This window comes from Gimesia benthica (assembly GCF_009720525.1).
GTDB classification, from domain to species: domain Bacteria; phylum Planctomycetota; class Planctomycetia; order Planctomycetales; family Planctomycetaceae; genus Gimesia; species Gimesia benthica.
In genome coordinates this window covers 6,625,101-6,645,468 of the sequence record NZ_CP043930.1, presented here as the reverse complement: position 1 = coordinate 6,645,468, position 20,368 = coordinate 6,625,101, and the positions used below count along the sequence as shown (strand labels likewise).

Sequence of the window (20,368 nt, the reverse complement as noted above, 5' to 3'; positions counted from 1 at the left end):
AGCTTTTACAATACCAGAAGCGGATGTGGAATGCATCAGAAACTTCAGATTGTCTGATCCGGCAGTTTCAGGTGCAGCAGAGGATACGGCTTTCCAAAGCCATCCACATCCGAGCGATGGGCGACCTCAAAACCGAGATGCAGATAGAATTCAACGGCTGCAGGATTCTGCTCGTTCACATCGACGAGACAGACATCCTGTTCCCGGATGGCATGCTCTACCAGCAAACGTCCCAGCCCTTTGCCACACCAGTCCGGATGAACAAACAGCGCTTCCAGTTTGGGAGCATCGACTCCCGAAAAAGCAATCACTTCTCCCTCAGAATCGCGCACACCAAACAGCGGCATTCCTTCAAAGCAGGCCTGCCTGACCAACGGTCTGAGAGCCTCGATTTCGTGCTCAGAGAGAAAATGGTGAGTCGCGCGGACCGCGACTTCCCAGACAATCAGGACCCGGTCATGATCAGCGGGCATTAGCGGGGAGACATGAAACTGTGGAGACATGGTCGAATGAAAACAGGCGCAAAGTGATATAGATTAAAAAAAGCCGATCCGCTTAAAGGAAGCGAATCGGCCGATCAGTTTTGATATCAGAGTTTAGAGTACTTTGGTGATACCGGGCATCGGAATCGGATAGTACCCGTTCTCATCGGGAACCGTTACCGGCTGACCTTCCCAGGAGAACTCTTTGGGCATCAGGCTGACATTAGATGCCATTGCTTCGTCCCAGGTGACAGGCTTACCGCTATAAGTCGCCAAGCGTCCCAGGATCGAAGTCATGGTGGACTTGGCACCGTACTCGGCTTCGTTGTAGGGAGTTCCCTGACGGATGGCAGCGAACAGATCGTCGTGCTCAACCTGGTAGGGGTTGGTTTTCTTACCACGGTAGCGCCACTTGTAGCCGCCTGTAGTTTCGTATTTTGCACCGCTGATGTCGCAGAAACCTTTGGTTCCCTGAGCATGCTCAGTCACGCTGTTCCAGCAGTTGCGGATATGACGGCACTGGCTGTACAACCGGGTTCCGTCTTCGTAAACGAACTCAACAGCGAAGTGGTCATAGATTTCACCGTACTTTTTGTCGGTACGAACCTGGCGACCACCCATCCCGTATGCCTGAACGGGGAAAGCATCTTTCACCCAGTTACAGACGTCGATGTTGTGGATATGCTGCTCGTTGATGTGGTCACCACAGAGCCAGTTGTAGTAGTACCAGTTACGCATCTGATAGTCCATTTCGCTCTTAGCGTCTTCACGAGCCAGACGCGGCTCCCAGACCCCGCCACTGTTCCAGTAGCAACGCATGGAAGTAATATCGCCGATCGCACCATCTTTCAGACGGTTGATGGTTTCAATGTAATTTGCCTGGTGGTGACGCTGCAGACCAACGCCGACGGCCAGTTTCTTTTCCTTAGCTTTCTCAGCTGCTTCGAGCACCTTGCGAACGCCGGGAACATCGGTGGCAACCGGTTTTTCCATGAAGACGTGCTTGCCTTTTTCGACAGCTGCTTCGAAGTGAATCGGACGGAATCCCGGAGGAGTTGCCAGAATCACAACATCAACGCCACTGTCGAGCAGTTTCTGATAGGCGTCAAATCCGACGAACTTTTTCTCTTCGGCCACGTCGACCTTTTCAGGTTCACCTGAGAACTGCTTCTGCAGGTTGCTGAGGCTTTTGTCCATCCGATCACGGTAGGCATCAGCCATGGCTTCGAGTTTGATGTTGCCTTTGGTCGACAAAGCCTGAGATGCAGCCCCTGTTCCACGACCACCACAACCGACCAGACCGACTTTGATTTTATCGTCGCCATTGGCGTAAACATGAGCCGACGATCCCAGAGTAGACAGGATGCTGGTTCCCACAGCGGTGGCTGTGGTTACCTTCAGGAAGTCACGTCGGGAAGAAGATTGATTATTAGATTGAGTCATCAGAGGCCTTTCCTAATCTGCAGGACGATTTGGTCAGTGGTACGTTTCTAAGATACATATGCCTTTCGCCGGACTTTATGTTTGCAGGAATCCGACGAAGGCATCTGTTTTCAATAAACTATCAGCAGCTGGCGGGATTTAGCGCCCTTCATCGGCCGGAATGACCGGATCCAGGTTGTATTTCTTGCGTTCTTCAGCCGTAGGCACTTTCAGAGGCCGTACGACACGGAAGCCCACAAAGATCGCATCGGTGTGGTACCAGATACTCTGTGGAATCTGGGGATCCTGAATTTTCCAATCGGCACTGGAGGCGATCCGGTTCGCACTTCGCAGTGCTTCGGGATCATCATCCCAGGAACCGCCACGCACAACACGCGGATAAAGTTTTTCGGGAGTCGTAGGACTGATGGGGAACTCAACGGTTCCTTTGCCACTCCACTTTTTGTAGGCATCAGGAATGTACTGATCGAGGACCCACTCTGAAACGTTACCGTGCATGTCATACAGACCGAACGGGTTCGGCTTTTTCTGACCGACCTTCTGGTAGGTATCGTTGCAGTTTGCGTAGTGCCAGGCGTAATCATCCATTTTAGCAGGGTTGTCACCGAATGAGTAAGCCGTCGTGGTACCGGCACGGCACGCGTATTCCCACTCCGCTTCGGTAGGCAGACGATAGTAGTGACCGGTTTTTTCACTCAGCCATTTGCAGTAGGTTTTTGCTGCCAGCTGGGTCATGCAGATCGCCGGGTACCCATCGTGCCCCATGTCGAAGGTCATGTCGGTATAAGGCTTGGTCGGACGGGTTACAGCATCTGCTGCTTTTTCTTTGTCATCCGATTTGAGACGCATCAGCTTACGGCGCTGAATATCTAGATTGAAGCTCCAGATATCATATTCGTTCCAGGTCACTTCATGTTTGCCCATCCAGAAAGGCTCAATTTTGACTTTGACCTGAGGACCTTCATCTTCTTCCCGGTTCTTTTCATCGGCAGGGCTGCCCATAACGAATTCACCACCGGGAATTGGCACCATATCAAAACTGACATCGGTGTTGGTAATTTTCTGCGTGTAAGGTTTCATCTCTTTTTCTGTTTTTGCTTCCGAGGGATCGGCAGCGAACGCCACTGAAGACGAACAACACAGAATGGCGAGTAATGCAGTTTTGGCTTGCATTATGAGACTGGAACGACATACGCTAAGCATATTAGTTTACTCCGTAACTTTAAGCGGAAATCAGACTTTAGATCTGGATGGAAGATGTCTTACCTATATCATACATGCCTGTTGCTCTCCACATTGTCAGGCAATCAACAGTGCACGGAAAGCGAAATTCTGCATCGGTATGAATTTCAGGAAGTACATATGGGAGTGCAGTGGAGAATCGTATTATATGCAACGGACAAACCAATCGCAAACAATGCCTCTCAAATTGCTTTTCGCCGTGTAAAGGAACTTAACAAAGTCCTCAGCGATTACGATCCCAACAGCGAGTTAAACCAGTTGTGTCAGTTATCCGGGCCGGGAAAGCCAGTCAAAGTCAGTCCCGACCTGTTCCAGGTACTGAAAAGAAGTCAAGCACTTTCCCGTGAGACCGCTGGCGCGTTCGACGTCACCATCAGTCCCGTAGTCCGCCTCTGGCGCAGAGCCCGTCGACGTAAAGAGTTGCCTGACAGTGAACGACTGCAGGCCGCCCGGGATCTGGTCGGTTATGAATTGATGCGACTATCTGAACAGAACCAGACCGTTGAACTCCTCAAACCGGGCATGCGATTAGATCTCGGGGGAATCGCCAAAGGGTATGCAGCAGACGTCGCGATTCGAGTTTTGAAAGAACATGGAATTGACCGGGTGATGATTGACGCCAGCGGCGATCTGTCACTGGGGGCTCCTCCTCCTGGAAGTTGTGGCTGGAAGATCGGCATCTCTTCGACAGATGCCCCGGATGCCAAAATTGATCGTTACCTCATGTTGAGAGACTGCGCAGTCGCCACTTCGGGTGACGCGTTTCAGCACGTGGTCATCAATGGCACGCGCTATTCTCACATCGTAAACCCTCATACCGGACTCGGTCTGACCGATCATAGTCGCGTGACTGTGATCGCCCCTGATGGAATCACAGCCGATAGCCTGGCTTCCGCGATCAGCGTCCTCGGACCGGAAAAAGGAATTGCGCTGTTAAGTCAGAAACCGGGCACGGCCTGCCTGATTCTGAGACATGAACAGGCTCAGTTAAAGTCATATGAATCTCCCTGCTTCTCCTGCTTCGAAGCATCCCAGACCGACCCCTGAAAGGACATCCATGACACAGAACCTGGTTTACCTGAATGGAGAATACGTTCCCGCGGATCAAGCCAAAATCTCCATCTTTGATGGTGCCATCAGCCTGGGAATGACAGTCACGGAATCAACGCGCACGTTCGGTCATCAGCCGTATCGTCTGCGGGATCATATCGACCGTTTGTACCTCAGTCTCAAGGCAGCGAGGTTCGATGCCGGCATGACACCAGACGAACTCGAAAAATTAACACTCGAAGTCTGGGAAAAGAATAAACCCAATTATGCAGCGGGAACTGATGCCTGGATCATCCATAATATCACACCGGGACAATGGGTGCCCTCCAGCGGTCAGAAGCCCGCTGATTCCTCATCAACGGTAATGATCATCACCCTGCCCCTCGACCTGAGTTACTGGGCCGACTTCTACCAGACAGGCTGCCATGCAGTGACTCCTTTCACCCGTATTCAACCCGCACAGTCTTTAGATGCCCGCATTAAGAACCGCAGCCGCTTCATCTACACACTGGCTGAATCTGAAGTGAAACTGGTCGATCCTAAAGCACAAAGTCTGCTGCTCGACACCGACGGTTATCTTTCCGAAAACAAAGGAGGGAACTTCTTCCTGGTTTCCAATAATCGCATTCGAACGCCCAGTACGATCAACTGTCTGGACGGCATCAGCCGACAGTCCATCTTTACCCTGGGAAAAAAACTGAATATCCCGGTCGAAGAATGTCAGCTGCTGCCTTATGATGTCACGACCGCGGATGAAGCATTTTTCACCAGCACCCCCTATTGCATTATGCCGGCAACCAAATTTAACGGGCTTGAAATTGGTGACGGAAAAGTGGGGCCGATCACAAAACAGTTGATTGCAGCCTGGAGCGATCTGGTGGGCGTCGACATTATTGAGCAGGCTCAGGCCTCCAAAGTCTCTTGAACTGGCAGCAGACGACTGCCCCTCAAGCCAGCAACATATCAAGAACTTCGCCTTCTACTCCGGTGAGTCGGTAATCCAGCCCCTTGTGTTTGACGATCAGCTTTGTGTGGTCGAAGCCCAGCAGATGGAGAATCGTCGCATGCAGATTATGTAGGTGCACGGGCTGCTCGACCGGATGAAAGCCAAGATCGTCTGTTTTCCCGATGACCGTTCCAGCCTTCACGCCGCCCCCTGCCATGAGCATCGTAAAGCTGAAGGGATGGTGATCCCGCCCTTCTCGTCCCGGTGATGAACCCCTGCGGACTTCGGTCATTGGCGTCCTGCCAAATTCCGCTCCCCAGATCACCAGCGTGTCATCCAGCAGCCCTCGCTGCTTGAGATCTTTGATCAGAGCCGCACAGGGCTGATCAGTCATCTCGCAGTTCGTCTTCAGATTCTTATCCAGATTGGAATGATCGTCCCAGGTCGAATGATACAGCTGCACAAAGCGGACGCCACGTTCAACCATCCGGCGGGCCAGCAGTGCATTGCTGCCAAACCAGTTGGTCGTCTCATTTTCAATGCCGTACATGTCCAGCGTCGCTTTGGACTCATCACTGAAATCCAGCAGATCCGGTGCAGCCGTCTGCATGCGATACGCCAGTTCGTATGCAGCAATCCGGGATGCAATTTCCGGGTCCCCAACCTGATCGAACCGTTGTGCGTTCAGATCCCGAATCGCGTTGATTCGAGCCTGCTGCATGGCCGGTGAAACCCCTTCCGGATTGGAGAGATACAAAATGGCCTCGCCCCGACTGCGGAAGGTCACGCCCCGGTAGGTGGAAGGTAGAATTCCATTGGTCCACAACGAAGAACCGCCGTCTACACCCTTGCCCGAATTCGAAAGCAGCACAACATAGCCGGGCAGGTTTTCCGATTCACTCCCCAGCCCATAGGTCACCCAGGAGCCCATACTGGGACGGTCGAACATGGTCGAGCCGCTGTTCATCAGCATCTGAGCGGGGTGGTGGTTGCTGACGTCAGTCTGAACCGTCCGAATCATACACAGATCATCGGCGCATGTTCCCATGTGTGGCAGGTTATCTGAAAAATCGAGTCCCGCTGCCCCATACTTTTTGAATTTCCGAGGTGACGCCATCACCTGGGCCGTAGTTTTGATCAGAGCATCCTGAATTCCTTTCAGAAAGGACTCAGGCACCGGCTGACCGTGCAGTTTCTGTAACTGTGGTTTCGGATCGAAGAGATCGAGCTGGCTCGGACCGCCTGACATAAAAATGAAAATCACGTTTTTAGCCCGGGGCTTGAAATGTGGCTTCTTTACATCAAGGGGATTCACCGCATCCAGTTCAGCGGATTCTGCGAGACCATCGAGGGCCAGCAGGCTGTTGAGCGCCATTCCCCCCAGGCCACAAGCCGTGGACTGCAGAAAGTGTCGTCGTTTCAAATTAAGCCAGGGATCAGGTGATAGCATCGCTGTCAGTCCCGTGTTATGAATTCATGCAGGTTGAGTAAGACACTCGCCACAAGCGTCCAGGCCACGTCCTGTTTTTCAGCAGGCGTTCTGTCAGCTGGCTGTTGAGCAATCTGCTTATGATAAAGCTCCTTCAAGCGTTCCCGTTCCATTTCCAGCGGTTCTCGTGCCAGGCAGAGACGGAACGCATAGCTCATCTGTTGATCGAGGTCCCCCGAACTCTCCCGGGTAACACGTCGTCCCAGATGTTGTGCTGCTTCGTAAAAGACAGGATCGTTCAACAGAGTTAAAGCCTGCAGCGGTGTATTAGACCGATCGCGTCTGGTGCAGGTCTGACTCGGATTCGGAGCATCGAAGATCACTGACTGAGCATAAGGCGAAGTCCTGAGAATCAACGTATAAAGCCCTCTGCGATAGCGATCGTTCCCCGTACTGACATCCCAGGTATTGGAACCAAAGGCTTCCATCACGACGCTGTCCGGCTGGGGAGGCCGCACACAGGGGCCACCCAGCTCTCGAGTCAGCAAACCACTGACCGCGAGTGCCTGATCGCGCACGAGTTCGGCAGAGAGCCTCAGATTCGCCTGATGGCTCAGAAGTCGATTCGCGGGATCTTTTTCCTGCATGTCCGGTCGTGTCTTTGATGACTGTCTGTACGTCGCAGAAGTCACGATCAGGCGATGCAGGGCTTTGACATCCCAGCCACTCTTCTGGAATCGCCGTGCCAGCCGGTCCAACAGTTGTGGATGTGAAGGACGATCCCCCTGGGTACCGAAGTCATCCGACGATATCACAATTCCCTGGCCGAAATATTCCTGCCAGACACGGTTCACAGTCACCCGGGCTGTCAGCGGATTTGAGTCGGAAACCAGCCAGCGAGCCAGATCAAGTCGATCCGGCTTCCCTGAGGGCTGGAAGGTCGGTAAGGAACGGGGCGTCCCTGGTGCCACAGGGATTCCGGGAGAAAGATGGGAACCGCGTAGATGCACAAACGCCTGATTCGGCGTCTGCATCTCACGCATCGCGGGAGCACGCGAAACCGCCGGAAACTCGTTTCGTAAAGCAGTCAGGTTTCGAGCAAGTTCACCCAGTTTGAGTTCTTTAAAACGGGCACTGTCTACCAGATGGCCGCGAGCCAGAAAGTAATCCAGCAGATCGTCACGCTGCCTCTGTGAACGCTCATCTGGATCCAGCTTAAGGATCTCCAGGCCTTCCTGTTGCCCCTCCCCGGATTTGACGCCCCAGACCAGCCCCATCACTTCCCAGGCCCGGGCCCAGTGATGATCTTCCGCAGGGTGCTCCGAGGCATGTAGCATTTTCTGCTCCCACTCTCGCTGCAAATGTTCGAGCGGTTCGCCAATGGGATCGATGAGTGCCTGTCGTTTCTGCTGATAAGTCGCCTGTTGCGCGACCAGATCCTGGTCCTGTTTCAAGGGAGCATCAATGTTGACTTCATAGGCTGAATTAAAAAAAGCGAAGAGCTGATAGAACTCTTTCTGGCTGATCGGATCGTACTTGTGGTTATGGCAGCGGCAGCAGTCCAGCGTGAGCCCCAGCCAGATCGTTCCCACCAGTTTAGTACGATCGACTACTTTATTGACCCGGAACTCTTCCAGGTCGGCGCCTCCTTCACGGTTACTCAAGGTCTGGCGCAGGAAACCAGTACCAGCGTGTGCTTCAGTCGAACTTTCGGGTAACAGATCGCCGGCAATTTGCTCAATCGTAAATTGATCGAAAGGTTTGTTCTGGTTGAGTGATTGGACTACCCAGTCGCGAAACCGCCAGGCATGCGGTCGGACGGCATCGGTCAGATATCCATCACTGTCCGCGTAATGACACAAGTCGAGCCAGGCCCGAGCCCATTTCTCACCGAAATGCGGTGACTGCAGGAGACGATCTACAAGTCGCTCATAGGCATCTGGCCGCCCATCCTGCAAAAAAACCGTTACTTCTTCTGGTGAGGGAGGCAGTCCGGTCAGGTCCAAAGTGACACGACGAATGAGCGTTGTTTTGTCTGCTTCAGTTGAGGGAGTGAACTGTTCTTTTTCCAGGCGATGCAAAATGAAATAGTCGATTTCATTTCGACACCAGTCACTCTTTCTGACAGGTGGCAGTTCTGGATTAGAAATCGGCTGAAAAGCCCAATGTGACTTCTGGTGGTTTGGTTCTGATTCATTGTCTAAGACAAGTTTTTCAGGCCAGGGTGCCCCCTCTTGAATCCACTCCCGAATCAGTGCAACCTCCCGTGCAGACAATCGTTCTCCCTCGGGAGGCATGACTATCTTGTCCGGATGAGTCCCAGAGATCATCTGAAACAACAGACTGCGGGCCGGCTGCTGGGGAATAACGGCTTTCCCATAGTTCCCGCCAGCCAGAGTGGTCTGCCTGGTTGAGAGGGAAAAGCTGCTTTCCGGTTCTCCTCCCGTATGACATTCCAGACAATGAGTTTTGAATATTGGCCGAATGTCCTTCTCAAATGACATCTGCGTTTCCGCGGACAGAGCTTCTGTCCACAGGTTGCTGTAAAAGTAGAAGAATGCAAAAAGAACGATCCAGTTCACTCGATTCGACCGGATCGGAAATCTCTCACTCATTAAAACTCCTCTCAATAGATTTGAGGAAGGATATTTTGAGTTATTCCAGATTTAACACCACCAGCCAGTTACACATCCGATAATTCGAGAACTCAATGTAAGGCTAGATTTGTGCTTTCATAATTAAAAAACGCTGCTGTCGTGTTAGAACAGCAGCGAATTCAGACAAGAATCAACTAATTGAATTACAATGAGCAAATTATTGAGCACTTTTTAAATCAAAATCGAAGGATTTATTTGCATCCGAGACATCTGCCTTCAGGGGAGTCTCCTCTCCCTGATATTCTTTCAGTTTAGGATTCGGACCACCATTCATCATCCGATCAACATTGACCTTATACTCACGTGGGGCATTAACAGCCACGGTGTATTTGCCTTGGCTGTCTGTCATTGTCATCGCTGTTCCTACGAGTGCGTCACCATCAGCAGGAAGAAATGATACTTGTGCGTCTGTCAGAGGTTTTCCATCCAGTTTGACCACCCCGGTGATCTCCACAGATTGACTCTCATCTACCATTTCCTGATTTCCACACCCACAGATGACAGAAATCATTATCAACAGAATGCCTGGACGTAAAGACTTTACATTTGCGCTTAACATATTAATCCTATTACATCACAATAATCAACAGGGAAAAACTGCTACACACCAGACACATGCCAGGCGTGTAGCAATTGATTTAATTTGACTCAGACAGAATGATCAGGGGACTTCAACCACCTCACCACCACGGGGCGTGCATAATGCCTGCCACTGTCTCCCATCGATATTTTCACTGATAAAACGAACTGCACCGTCCATAAACCCACAGTGAACCCCACCTTCGTGATAGCTCCCTACAGTGCCCCAGTTATGGGTTGAACTGTAAGTTGCTTTCGGATTGTTGGGGGTGGAGTCAGTACGTGTTGAGAAACCAATATTTCCCCAGCCTACAGCGGCATCATACCAACTGCGCCCCATATTGTTTTTGTGTGATGTCGGCAGGATGTAATCCAGACCTTTGGCAAACTCAGAGAATGTAATCGTATTGCTGGTCCCATCAGTCACATTCTGCAATCGCATTTGTGAATCATAGACAGCTCCGGAGGCGTCATCGACAATCCCCCAACGCGAAGCAAAAATTCCATTCGTCGTTGAAGAGCCATGGCGTCCACATAAGCCCCAACCATGATTGGCACTGGCCGTCGGATAGTTATGCTGAGCGTAATTTGCATCGTCTACAACCAGGGCGCTGGGGCAGATAAAGACAGTTACCTTCGTTCGCCGGACCTCATGATTAACTGCGTCCTGAGGATCGACATAAAAATTAATGTTGTTGTAAAGAGGCGTCTGTTACTGTAACATCTCTTCTGTAAATTACCTGTGTGCCGGAGTGGTGCTTGTTATTTGAGCGTAGCGAAAATAACAAGCACCACTCCGGCGAGCCCTTGAAAGGGTGGGCCAGATCGGTTTCTTTTTAATGTTTTCCACAACAGAAAAGGAACTCCAACCATGGCCCACCAACAACAATCTAACAACATTCTCGACGCTGTCCAGCTCCTGGCCGATCATGGATTCGATGAAATGTCGCAAGCACTCCAGATCCTGTTCAACGAAGCGATGAAGCTGGAACGTTCCGAATACCTCGGTGCCGAACCGTATCAACGCAGCGTAACACGCCGTTCTTATGCCAACGGTTTCAAGCCAAAATCATTTCAAAGTCGCCTCGGAAAGCTGGAACTGCAAGTGCCCCAGACACGCGATGGCGACTTTTATCCCTCTGCACTGGAACGCGGCGAACGGAGTGAACGCGCACTGAAGCTGGCAATCGCTGAAATGTATGTTCAAGGCGTCTCTACCCGTAAGGTCGCCAAAATCACCACCGAACTCTGTGGATTTGATGTCACCAGTACACAGGTCAGTCGGGCAGCGAAACTGCTCGACGAAGAGCTGGAAACGTGGCGTAATCGACCGCTGGGGCAGGTGGAATACCTGATCCTCGACGCCCGCTATGAAAAAGTTCGCGTGGAAGGCAGCGTGCGGGACTGTGCCGTGCTGATTGCGATCGGCGTCCTGGCCAGCGGTCATCGGAGCGTACTCGGAGTGTCTGTGTCGCTCTCCGAAGCCGAAGTCCATTGGCGTGAATTCCTGGGTTCACTCAACCAGCGCGGACTGCATGGCGTGAAGCTGATCGTCAGTGATGCACACGAAGGCCTGAAAGCGGCACGACAGAACATGCTCGCTGGCACGCCCTGGCAGCGTTGCCAGTTTCATTTGATGCAAAACGCGATGCAATACGTTCCCAAGGTTCATTTGCGCAAACAGGTGAGCGATGAATTACGCAATATCTTTAATGCCAGAGACCTGGATGATGCGCTGAATGAACTGAAACGGTTCGTTTCCACTCATGAAAAAACAGCTCCGAAACTGGCGAGTTGGGCGGAAGAAAACATCCTGGAAGGACTGACCGTATTTACCATCCCTGCCGGTCATCGCAAGCGGATGCGAACCACAAACATGCTCGAACGGCAGAATAAGGAATTAAAACGGCGTACCCGCGTAGCGGGACTGTTTCCCAATGAGGAGTCGTTGCTGAGGCTGGTGACCGCGGTCCTGGTGGAACTCAGCGACGACTGGGAAACCGGCATGAGATACCTGACAATTTAATGCTGATCACAGAGACCGAAGGCCCCGGAAATTTACAGAATGTTTGTTGCTTTATCAGGCGTCTGGTCCAGATAAGGCAACAACATTGTGTGAATTGTGTGAGCGTAGTTCCCGTTATCTGTTTCACAACAACAGGATGTTGCGTTGTAATGATTCACGCCGCGTGGAATGACTCCAGCAGTTGTATCAATGTAGTTGTGCAATGCCAGGCCAAGCTGCTTGAGATTATTCTTACATTGACTGCGACGGGCTGCTTCTCGTGCCTGTTGGACTGCAGGGAGTAACAGAGCGATCAGAATGGCAATGATGGCAATCACCACCAGCAATTCAATCAAAGTGAAACCACTCTTACGCTTAATGAAACGATACATGACGAGCTCCTGATAATAAGAATCAAAAAAGAAATGACTCCGTCAGAGTATGAGAGCGCTAAGAATTAGCGTTTTTAATTAAGAGTTCTTTAATATTTGAGATGTATCTAATATTTCATCCATTAAGATGGATTTATGCAATAAGAGTTTTGTAAATTTTATTAATTGTTAGAAAATATTTATTTCCCCTTATATACTGATCATAATCTACATACAGTGACCAGAAACGGACTATCATCGCACGCTGATTTCTGACCGTATAAATTGGCTTTCTCCTTTATTGATATTTAATCCAGTTCCAGCTTTATTTGCAGAAGAGCAACTCTTGCGGAAACGACTTATTATACTGATCGCTATCTTTTGCCTGTTCTTTTTGATCTGGATAGTCTCCCCGAGAAGTTCACAGCCTGATCCAGCTCAGGCAGATGAAATTATTCAGACTGCAGAGCGTCTGCTTGCTGAACAACAGCGGCCGGAAGCCATAGATATGCTTCTGAATCTGCTGGAAGTCGCTCCAGATAATCAAAAAGCCACATTTCTACTGGGCCATTGTTACTATCAGCAGAAATACTACGAGCAGGCAGCCAATCAGTTTGGAAGTATTTTACCTGAGTCTGAGTATTATCAGCCTGCCTTGTTGAATTCTGCAAAAGCATATCTGAAATCGGCCAGAATGGAGCAGGCAGAGCAAGCACTCAAACAGTTCCTGCACAACGCACCTGCATCTCCATCAGTAATCACGGAATTACAATGGCTTTATTTTAACCAGTTCAGAGTAAGAGAAGCGAAAAGGCTATTGACTGAAGCATTGCCGCTCTCCGAAAATCCGTATCCTTTACTTTACCATTTATTACAAATCGAATATTTTCCTCCTATCGCTCAGGAATCGATCAGTCTGCTGAAACGCATTAATGATGCAGAACCGGGGCAGGCTTCAATCGTACTGGCGCTGGGATATTGCTACTGGAAGCTGGGTGAGACAGCGCAGGCCCGTGAGTTGATCGAGCAGTCGCTGACCATCAACCCAATTCGTCTGGAAACAATTCTCACCGCAGCTGACTTTTACCTGGAAACTGGTGATCTGGAAAAAAGTCGAAAGCTGCTGCAACCAGAAAAAGACTACCCAACTGAACTCCAGCAGCAATTACAGCAGGACGACCGCTGGCACTTTCTGAAAAGTCGTATCCACTTTCAAAACGATGACCTGCCTCAGTCGCTGGAAGAAATACAGCTGGCACTCAAGCTTAATCCTTCTGAAATTAAATATCTGCAGCATCGCGGCAGCGTGTATCAAGCTTCCGGAGAATATGAGTCAGCTCAAAAACAGTTTAAACAGACTAAAATAATGGCACGGAGCTATCAGGAGTTATACAAGTTTGTTGCAAGTGGAGCCCTGGACGAGCCTAGCAAAGAAGATTGTCAGCGGATCGCCGCCCATCTGGAGATGCTGGGAAAAACTCAACAAGCCCGGTTATGGAAAAATATTGCTGCTTCGATGTGAAATCGAGTTTGTTCTTAATTGGAAGTAAAATGATTCGCAATAAGGTCATCCTGCTACTGACTCTCCTGGCATCGCAAGGTTGTAACAGTCAGCCTTCAGGCACTACTGAGACTCCTCAGACCGAAGTTAATCCCCCTGCAGAAACCACCCTTGATCAAACATCTTCCTCACCAGATTTGAGTCCATTTCGCTTCACAGACATCACACAGACCAGCGGCGTCGACTTCACTTATTATGGAAATCCCAGCCCTCAACATTACATGGTGGAGCAGAATGGAGGGGGTGTCGCCTGCTTTGACTATGATCAGGACGGACAACTGGACCTGTTCTTTTCCAACGGCTCTCACTTTGATCAACCTGCAGGCAAAGCAGGACAGACGAATCAACTGTATCGCGCAACGGGCCAGTCTGGGAAAACCCTGCAATACACGCCCGTAGCAGCCCACGCGGGAGTGAATACCAGTGGATTCGGTATGGGAACCGCCTGTGGTGACTTTGACAACGATGGCTTTGTCGATCTTTATCTTTGTGCTTATGGGAAAAATACGTTCTGGCAGAATAACGGCGATGGCACTTTCACTGACATTACAGGGCAGACAGACACAGGAGATGCCAAACACTGGGGAACCAGTGCCGCCTTTGGTGACCTGGATGGTGACGGCGATCTCGATCTTTATGTCACAAATTACGTGGAATACGCAGAGTCAGATCCTCCCTGCTACACTACTTTGAATGGCAGGCGGATCAAAATTTCCTGTGGTCCCATCGGTCGTACTGCGGAGCCGGACGTTCTGTTTCAAAATGTCGGCGATGGCAGTTTTTCCGATCAATCCACGGCTACGGGAATCACCAGACCGGAAGCCGGAAAGGGACTCGCAGTACAGATTGTCGATCTGGACGGCGATGGTCTGCTCGATATTTTTGTCGCCAACGACATGACAGACAATTTCTTTTTCCGAAATCAAGGTGACTTCAAGTTCGAGGAAGAGGCGTTAATCCAGGGAGTCGCTGTGGGGGATAACGGCATGCCGCAATCATCGATGGGAATCGCCTGTGCCGACTATAACCGAAACGGCCGTTTCGACCTGTTTGTCACCAACTTTGAGAATTCCCCCAATGATTTCTACGAGCAGATTGATTCCGGTATTTTCCTGACCAGCAATACACGCCTGGGCCTGGATACGAATTCCCGCCCCAAGCTGGCATTCGGAACAATTACCGCTGATTTCAATCTCGACCAGTGGCCCGACCTGTTCATCGCCAATGGACACATCTGGGACCTGAACGATGGTCAGACAGAGCATGAATACGAAATGACACAGCAGATTTATCTGAATCAACAGGGGCGGCGATTTGTGGATGTCTCTAAAGAGTCGGGCCCCTATTTCCAGCAACAGGTTCTCGGACGCTCTGTGGCTGCTGGGGATCTGGACAATGATGGAGATACAGATCTGGTATGCTTACCCGAACTGAAACCAGCGACACTTTTACGGAACGACAGTCCCCGCACTGGAAACAGTGTGCGCGTCAAACTTATTGGAACCAGCTCAGTAAGAGAGCCCCTCGGGGTGACGCTGAAAGCGACTATTAATGGTGTCGAACAGATATACTGTGTGCCGGCAGGGGGCAGCTTTCAGGCTTCCAGCGACTCACGTGTACTCATTCCCACAGGAGATGCCAAACAGATTGAACGCCTGACCGTCGTCTGGCCCGATGGAAAGTCGGAACACTGGAAACAGATACCAGTTGAGCCACAGGTCACCTTGATCCAGGGAAACCATTGAGTCCGTCCCTGATCTAAATAAAAAACGGCCCCGATTGTATTTCCAAGGTGAAATAAAACCGAAGGCCGTTGAGTTTTTAGAGCGAGTCTTTACTACGTTCGAACAAAGTCGAATTCAGACGCTACTACTTCAGATCAAAATTGAACTCGCCTCCTGCATCGCTCACCTGAGCAGTCAGTTTTGAGTCAAGAAAGCTACTGTATTGAATCGGCAGTGATTCAACAGCACCGAGGTTCGCCGGGGGCTCAGAGCCATCAATCTTGATAGGAGAACCGTCTCCCTTCACGAAGTGATTGATCACCACTTTATAGCTGCCCGGAGGAGCTCCTTCGCCACCTCGGATCTGTTTCAGCTGGTACTTACCGGCTTCATCAGTAAAGCCAACGCATTCCACCCCCTTAGTCTCTCCCTGCGGGACGAACGTGACTGTCGCCGAGACCAGTGGTTTGCCCTTCATAGTTACTGCACCTGTAACAGGCACAGTGTTCGGTAGCGGCTTTTCTTCAGCACCGCTGCCGCAGCCCGACAGCCCCACCAGGAGACCGCAGACTGCCAGACATAAGCTGATACGCTGTAACATCGTTTGGAGTTTCCTCTTAAGAACTTATGAATTGAGAGGTTTGAAAATTCGATTTGAGTTTTCAGTCGACCTTACCATTCTCCGATGACATTGCCATCAGACATACGTGCCAGATTCTGGCGGGTAGTAGTGTCAATGTTCTCACTGAGAAAGTGAACCGAACCATCTGCCAGCAGGAAGTGAGCACCACCAGTGTGCAGACTTCCGGAGTATGCCCAGCTTCCCAGTTTTCCACGGGGCTGTTCCGGAGGTGAGGCAGATGAGTAATAGAAGCGGTTGATCGGGTAAGAAACAAGATTCAGACCGACCATTACGTGTCCACGGTATCCCCAGGCGTTAGTTCCGCCGTTATAAACAGTACGGGTGGTTTCGCCCATCATCAGGGTGTTACTCGTCCCGTCTTTGACATCATCCAATCGGCACTTACTGTTGTCGCCAAACATGCAGCGGCTGGTTGGTGCGGTCAGAGTCCAGTTTTCGCAGGAGTTGTAAGGGGAAATGGTAATGAAATCGTAGTTGGTCTTAGCGCCCCCTGTTCCGGTATTCGTAGCAGAAATACCATAGCTGCTGGTAGCGGAAGGAATGAAGTAAGTCCCATCATCGGACGGGCAGAGGAAGACAGTGACCAGTGTTTTGACCACAGCGGCATTTCCGTTGGTCACGGGGTCATCACCTGCGGAAAGTGCGCCCCCACCAGTAGAAATACTGGAGTGAGTCGTAGCAGAACCACTGGAGTTGTACATATTGTACAAGGGAGCCTGATCTAAATAAGGCAGCAACATGGTCAGACCGGTAGCCATGAGCCGGGGAGTCGTACAACGTCCAATGTGCGCCGGGGGCAGAACCGAAAATGTTTCATGGTAATTGTGCAGTGCCAGTCCGAGCTGCTTCAAGTTGTTTTTACACTGGGATCTTCTGGCTGCCTCACGGGCCTGCTGTACAGCAGGTAACAGAAGGGCAATCAGAATTGCAATAATGGCGATGACCACCAGCAATTCGATCAAGGTAAAACCCCGTTTTGGCCTTTGCATCTTAGACATCAAAAGAACTCCTGAAAAATTTTAAATCAGAACTGAAATGAACTCATCCCTGTCGTTGTCTGCCTACTGAACCTGCAGTGAATGCTGTTTTTTCAGGCTCAACTGGTTGATTGATCAAGGAATTGTTAACGACGCTTTACTCATGCAAAATCAGTGCCAGAGCATGCTGCTGACGAAAAGAACACTCAGATCGTGCGATCGCCAGGCGTGTGGTCCGACTCGAGAAATGCTGCCAGAATCAGGAAGAGAGATGACAACTCAATGAATGGTGTCGTATGATGCAGCTAAACCGTTCTTTCAGGCTTTGTCATCTGCCGGGGAAAATCAAATCATTGTTAACAATTGAATAAGTAAACACAGCTCATGAAAAAGAAGATCGTGCTCCTCTGCTGGTTACTCTGTTTTTTTTCAAAAAATTCCCTGTTCGCTCAACAGGCCGAAGAGCAAACCGATTTATTGATTGTCGGTGGAACGGAATCAGGATGGGCGGCGGCCATTCAGGCGGCAAGACTCGGGGTGAAATCCATTACCCTCGTTCTGGATGGAGACTGGCTGGGCGGCCAGTACACAGAACAGGCGCTCGCCTGTGTCGACGAAAACAAAGGGCCGGGTAAAGTTGGCTGGGGCGTTGACTGGCATCCGATGAAACGCTCCTTCCACCGCAGTGGCCTGTTCAAAGAACTGATGGATCGGATCGAAGCTTTCAACACACAAAAATACGGCTCTCCCATGCCGGGACGCCCGTTCCATGGACCTTCCACATTTCGCCCCGCCGAAGCTGAAGCCATCTTTCGCGAACTGCTCCAGCCCTACATCCAAAGTGGCCAGATTCGACTGATTACCCGCCATTATCCCGTCAAGGCAGACATCGACCGGAGAGGAACTCATCCCCGGTTGACAGGTCTCTGGTTTGCACCGGTCGGGACAGAAACACCTGACCTGCACGTGAGGGCCAGGCTGACGATTGACGCTTCTGACTGGGGAGAAGCAATCCAGGTTGCCGGCGCCGCATTCGAAATTGGAGCCGACCCGCAATCACGGTACGGAGAACCGAGTGCTCCCCTGACTCTGAAGGATTACCCGCCCAATGAAATGAATCCGATCACCTGGGCCATGATCGTAGAAGAATCGGACGGCGATACCCCGATTCCCAAACCCGAACGCTACGATGATCGCTGTTTCGTAAGAACATCCAAACTGAGTTTCGCGGAGATGAAACATCTCGAATGGGATCGCCCCCTCAAAAAAATGGGCTCCATCCCCCACTGGCCGCCCGCCGGACAGGCTTCCCCCCGCCAGCTCTCTGTCTTCACAGTCCGACGAATCGTGGACGGCTATACCAGTAAACATCATAAAACCAGTATTCTCCTGAATTATATGCTGGGCCAGGACTACCCCCTCGAACGACTTCCGCACCACGTCAGCGAAGCTCTGGAAGCAACCGAACCAGGGGCTTCCATGAAGAACATTGTGCTGATGAACCGTCGCCAGAGAGAGATTATTTTTGATGACGCGAAACGGCATTCGCTCTGCCTGCTGTATCACTTGCAGAATTTCGTTCATGATCGTGCAGACGACCAGACCAATAGTTTCAGGCACTTCCACTTGAGTGAAGAATTCAACACGCCCGACCAGCTGCCCCCCAAACCTTATATTCGCGAATCACTGCGTCTGAAAGCCATGTACATGATGCGTGAGCAGGATGGCCGTAATATGGACGGCCCGACCAAGAAATTCGCTCGCGAACGGTTCTCCCATGTCATGTATCCGGATGGGCTGTTCGCCTGGCAGTTCCATTACGACTTCCACCGTACCGGACGTACCTACTTGAAATCCGAGGGGAACAGAGGCCCCTGGATCGACTATGAGAAACCGGGCCGGAACACGAGCCTGGTCAGCGATCGCAGCCTGTTTCCCCTGCGGAGTCTGGTTCCTGTGGAAATGGACGGCTTGCTCGGCGCACAGAAAAATGTTGGCTACAGCAGTATTGTGAGTGCCGCGATTCGTCTGCACGATCAGTGCATCGCCATTGGTCAGGCAGCAGGTGCGACTGCTGCTGTCTCTTTGAAAGAGCAGGTCCAGCCACGCGAAATCCCCTACAACCGTCGACAGTTGGAACGGGTGCGGCATGCACTTTGTGGGGAATCGGAGACCGGTATGGCAGTTTTAATCTGGCCGTTCCGCGATCTGGCTCCGGCACATCCGGCTTTTGTGGCCGTCAATCGACTCGCTGCCCGCGAGGCTCTCCCCCTCAAGGTCCGTGAAGTCGACTTCCGACCAGACCAACCCGCAACTCCCGAGTGGCGTGCAGCCACGATGGAGCTGACGATGAAGACACTGCAGGAACCCGACCTGATTCTGTCACTTCCAGACAACCTTTCACGAGGAGAATTCTGTCAAAAACTCTGGTCTGCCATTCAAGGAGTTCCCATCCGTCCCTACCAACGGCTTACACCAGACGACGCCGATGGGGACGGTATCGCGGATGCCGATGATCCCTCCCTTTTCACTCCAGGCGAACCACTGCAATGGATGCCTGAAAAACTGACCACCGACCAGGATGGCCTGCTGGAAAAAAACTTTTCAAACCGGGCTCGTAAATTCAACTTTGCCGGCAGCAAGACACCTGCCATCTCCGGATTTGAAGCCGATCATGGGTTGCCTTTCAAAGAGTCCCGGGGTTTTGGTTGGCAACAGGATCTGAGCAGGAATGTGCGCGAACGAAAGCAGGTTCCGGAAGCCTATCGAGACACATTTATTTTCACACGGAGTCATGCCACCTGGGAATGCGTACTCCCTCGAGGCAGTTATCGCGTTACTGTTTGTGTCGGAGATGCCGGCCACGAACAGGTCGGGCAATGGGTCACGGTAGAAGGCAACCCGCTCATCGAGGACCGGGCCACAGTCAGTGGAGCATTTCATGAGCAGAGCACAACTGTCGATGTTTCCGATGGCCGACTGACGGTCGAAATCGGAAAGACTGGCTCAACAACAAACACCTGTCTGAACTGGATTGTGCTCGAACCAGCCCCATAAAAGCCGGTTCTCTGAACAGCCACTCTGATCAGTTGCCAACCCATTCAGACAGAATTATCAGATTTCGAGAGCTATAATTTGTCTGAATTTCTCTGGTGCGACAGAGAATCGTATTGAACACATCAGAGACAGACGATATATTAAATAAGATTAAATATTTATGAAATTCTAACTGCAAGTTCGCTCGCGCTTTGCAACCCCG

14 protein-coding genes and 2 pseudogenes are annotated in these 20,368 nt (G+C 51.1%); 6 read left to right on the top strand and 10 right to left on the bottom strand.

Annotation, left to right across the window (positions count from 1 at the left end; genetic code table 11):
• Positions 1–44: 44 nt before the first annotated feature.
• From F1728_RS25995 to F1728_RS25985, 3 genes are all read right to left on the bottom strand, one after another.
• Positions 45–473, bottom strand: coding sequence for a GNAT family N-acetyltransferase (locus F1728_RS25995; protein WP_155366473.1), 429 nt, complete (start codon positions 471–473; stop codon positions 45–47).
• 123 nt (positions 474–596) lie between these two features.
• Positions 597–1,925 (bottom strand): Gfo/Idh/MocA family protein, encoded by a 1,329-nt coding sequence (locus tag F1728_RS25990; protein WP_155366472.1) that lies wholly within the window; start codon positions 1,923–1,925, stop codon positions 597–599.
• 138 nt (positions 1,926–2,063) lie between these two features.
• The gene (locus tag F1728_RS25985; RefSeq protein WP_145441571.1) at positions 2,064–3,098 is read right to left on the bottom strand and encodes a formylglycine-generating enzyme family protein; all 1,035 of its coding nucleotides are present in this window, start codon (positions 3,096–3,098) and stop codon (positions 2,064–2,066) included.
• Between the two features lie 84 nt (positions 3,099–3,182).
• On the opposite strand from F1728_RS25985, the gene F1728_RS25980 reads away from it, so the two are divergent.
• The gene (locus F1728_RS25980; protein ID WP_155366471.1) at positions 3,183–4,214 is read left to right on the top strand and encodes an FAD:protein FMN transferase; all 1,032 of its coding nucleotides are present in this window, start codon (positions 3,183–3,185) and stop codon (positions 4,212–4,214) included.
• Between the two features lie 10 nt (positions 4,215–4,224).
• A complete protein-coding gene (locus F1728_RS25975) occupies positions 4,225–5,142 on the top strand; it encodes an aminotransferase class IV (protein ID WP_155366470.1) in 918 nt (305 codons plus the stop codon).
• 22 nt (positions 5,143–5,164) lie between these two features.
• Here F1728_RS25975 and F1728_RS25970 read toward each other — a convergent pair whose 3' ends face one another.
• The 4 genes and pseudogenes from F1728_RS25970 to F1728_RS25955 form a co-directional block, all read right to left on the bottom strand.
• The gene (locus F1728_RS25970; protein WP_155366469.1) at positions 5,165–6,613 is read right to left on the bottom strand and encodes a DUF1501 domain-containing protein; all 1,449 of its coding nucleotides are present in this window, start codon (positions 6,611–6,613) and stop codon (positions 5,165–5,167) included.
• A 5-nt stretch (positions 6,614–6,618) separates the two neighbouring features.
• Positions 6,619–9,096 carry a PSD1 and planctomycete cytochrome C domain-containing protein gene (locus F1728_RS25965; RefSeq protein WP_194242534.1) on the bottom strand — a complete coding sequence of 826 codons (2,478 nt, stop codon included), beginning with the start codon at positions 9,094–9,096 and terminating at the stop codon, positions 6,619–6,621.
• 310 nt (positions 9,097–9,406) lie between these two features.
• Positions 9,407–9,724: a hypothetical protein gene (locus tag F1728_RS25960; RefSeq protein ID WP_155366467.1), complete on the bottom strand. Its 318-nt coding sequence runs from the start codon at positions 9,722–9,724 to the stop codon at positions 9,407–9,409.
• 186 nt (positions 9,725–9,910) lie between these two features.
• Positions 9,911–10,528, bottom strand: a pseudogene (locus F1728_RS25955) (DUF1559 family PulG-like putative transporter); the annotation flags it as partial.
• A gap of 171 nt (positions 10,529–10,699) precedes the next feature.
• Between F1728_RS25955 and F1728_RS25950 the strand changes: the two are divergent.
• A complete protein-coding gene (locus F1728_RS25950; RefSeq protein ID WP_155363077.1) occupies positions 10,700–11,854 on the top strand; it encodes an IS256 family transposase in 1,155 nt (384 codons plus the stop codon).
• Between the two features lie 62 nt (positions 11,855–11,916).
• On the opposite strand, the pseudogene F1728_RS25945 reads toward F1728_RS25950, so the two are convergent.
• Positions 11,917–12,225, bottom strand: a pseudogene (locus F1728_RS25945) (DUF1559 family PulG-like putative transporter); the annotation flags it as partial.
• A 280-nt stretch (positions 12,226–12,505) separates the two neighbouring features.
• Here F1728_RS25945 and F1728_RS25940 point away from each other — a divergent pair.
• Positions 12,506–13,726: a tetratricopeptide repeat protein gene (locus tag F1728_RS25940; RefSeq protein WP_155366465.1), complete on the top strand. Its 1,221-nt coding sequence runs from the start codon at positions 12,506–12,508 to the stop codon at positions 13,724–13,726.
• Positions 13,727–13,755: 29 nt separating this feature from the next.
• On the top strand, positions 13,756–15,510 hold the full coding sequence (locus F1728_RS25935; protein ID WP_194242532.1) for a CRTAC1 family protein: 1,755 nt from the start codon (positions 13,756–13,758) through the stop codon (positions 15,508–15,510).
• A 124-nt stretch (positions 15,511–15,634) separates the two neighbouring features.
• Here F1728_RS25935 and F1728_RS25930 read toward each other — a convergent pair whose 3' ends face one another.
• Together F1728_RS25930 and F1728_RS25925 are read right to left on the bottom strand one after the other, a co-directional pair.
• On the bottom strand, positions 15,635–16,090 hold the full coding sequence (locus F1728_RS25930) for a carboxypeptidase regulatory-like domain-containing protein (protein ID WP_155366463.1): 456 nt from the start codon (positions 16,088–16,090) through the stop codon (positions 15,635–15,637).
• A 71-nt stretch (positions 16,091–16,161) separates the two neighbouring features.
• Positions 16,162–17,130, bottom strand: coding sequence for a DUF1559 domain-containing protein (locus F1728_RS25925; RefSeq protein ID WP_155366462.1), 969 nt, complete (start codon positions 17,128–17,130; stop codon positions 16,162–16,164).
• A 363-nt stretch (positions 17,131–17,493) separates the two neighbouring features.
• On the opposite strand from F1728_RS25925, the gene F1728_RS25920 reads away from it, so the two are divergent.
• Positions 17,494–20,166, top strand: a complete 2,673-nt coding sequence (locus F1728_RS25920) for an FAD-dependent oxidoreductase (protein WP_155366461.1) — start codon at positions 17,494–17,496, stop codon at positions 20,164–20,166.
• The last annotated feature ends 202 nt before the right edge of the window (positions 20,167–20,368 follow it).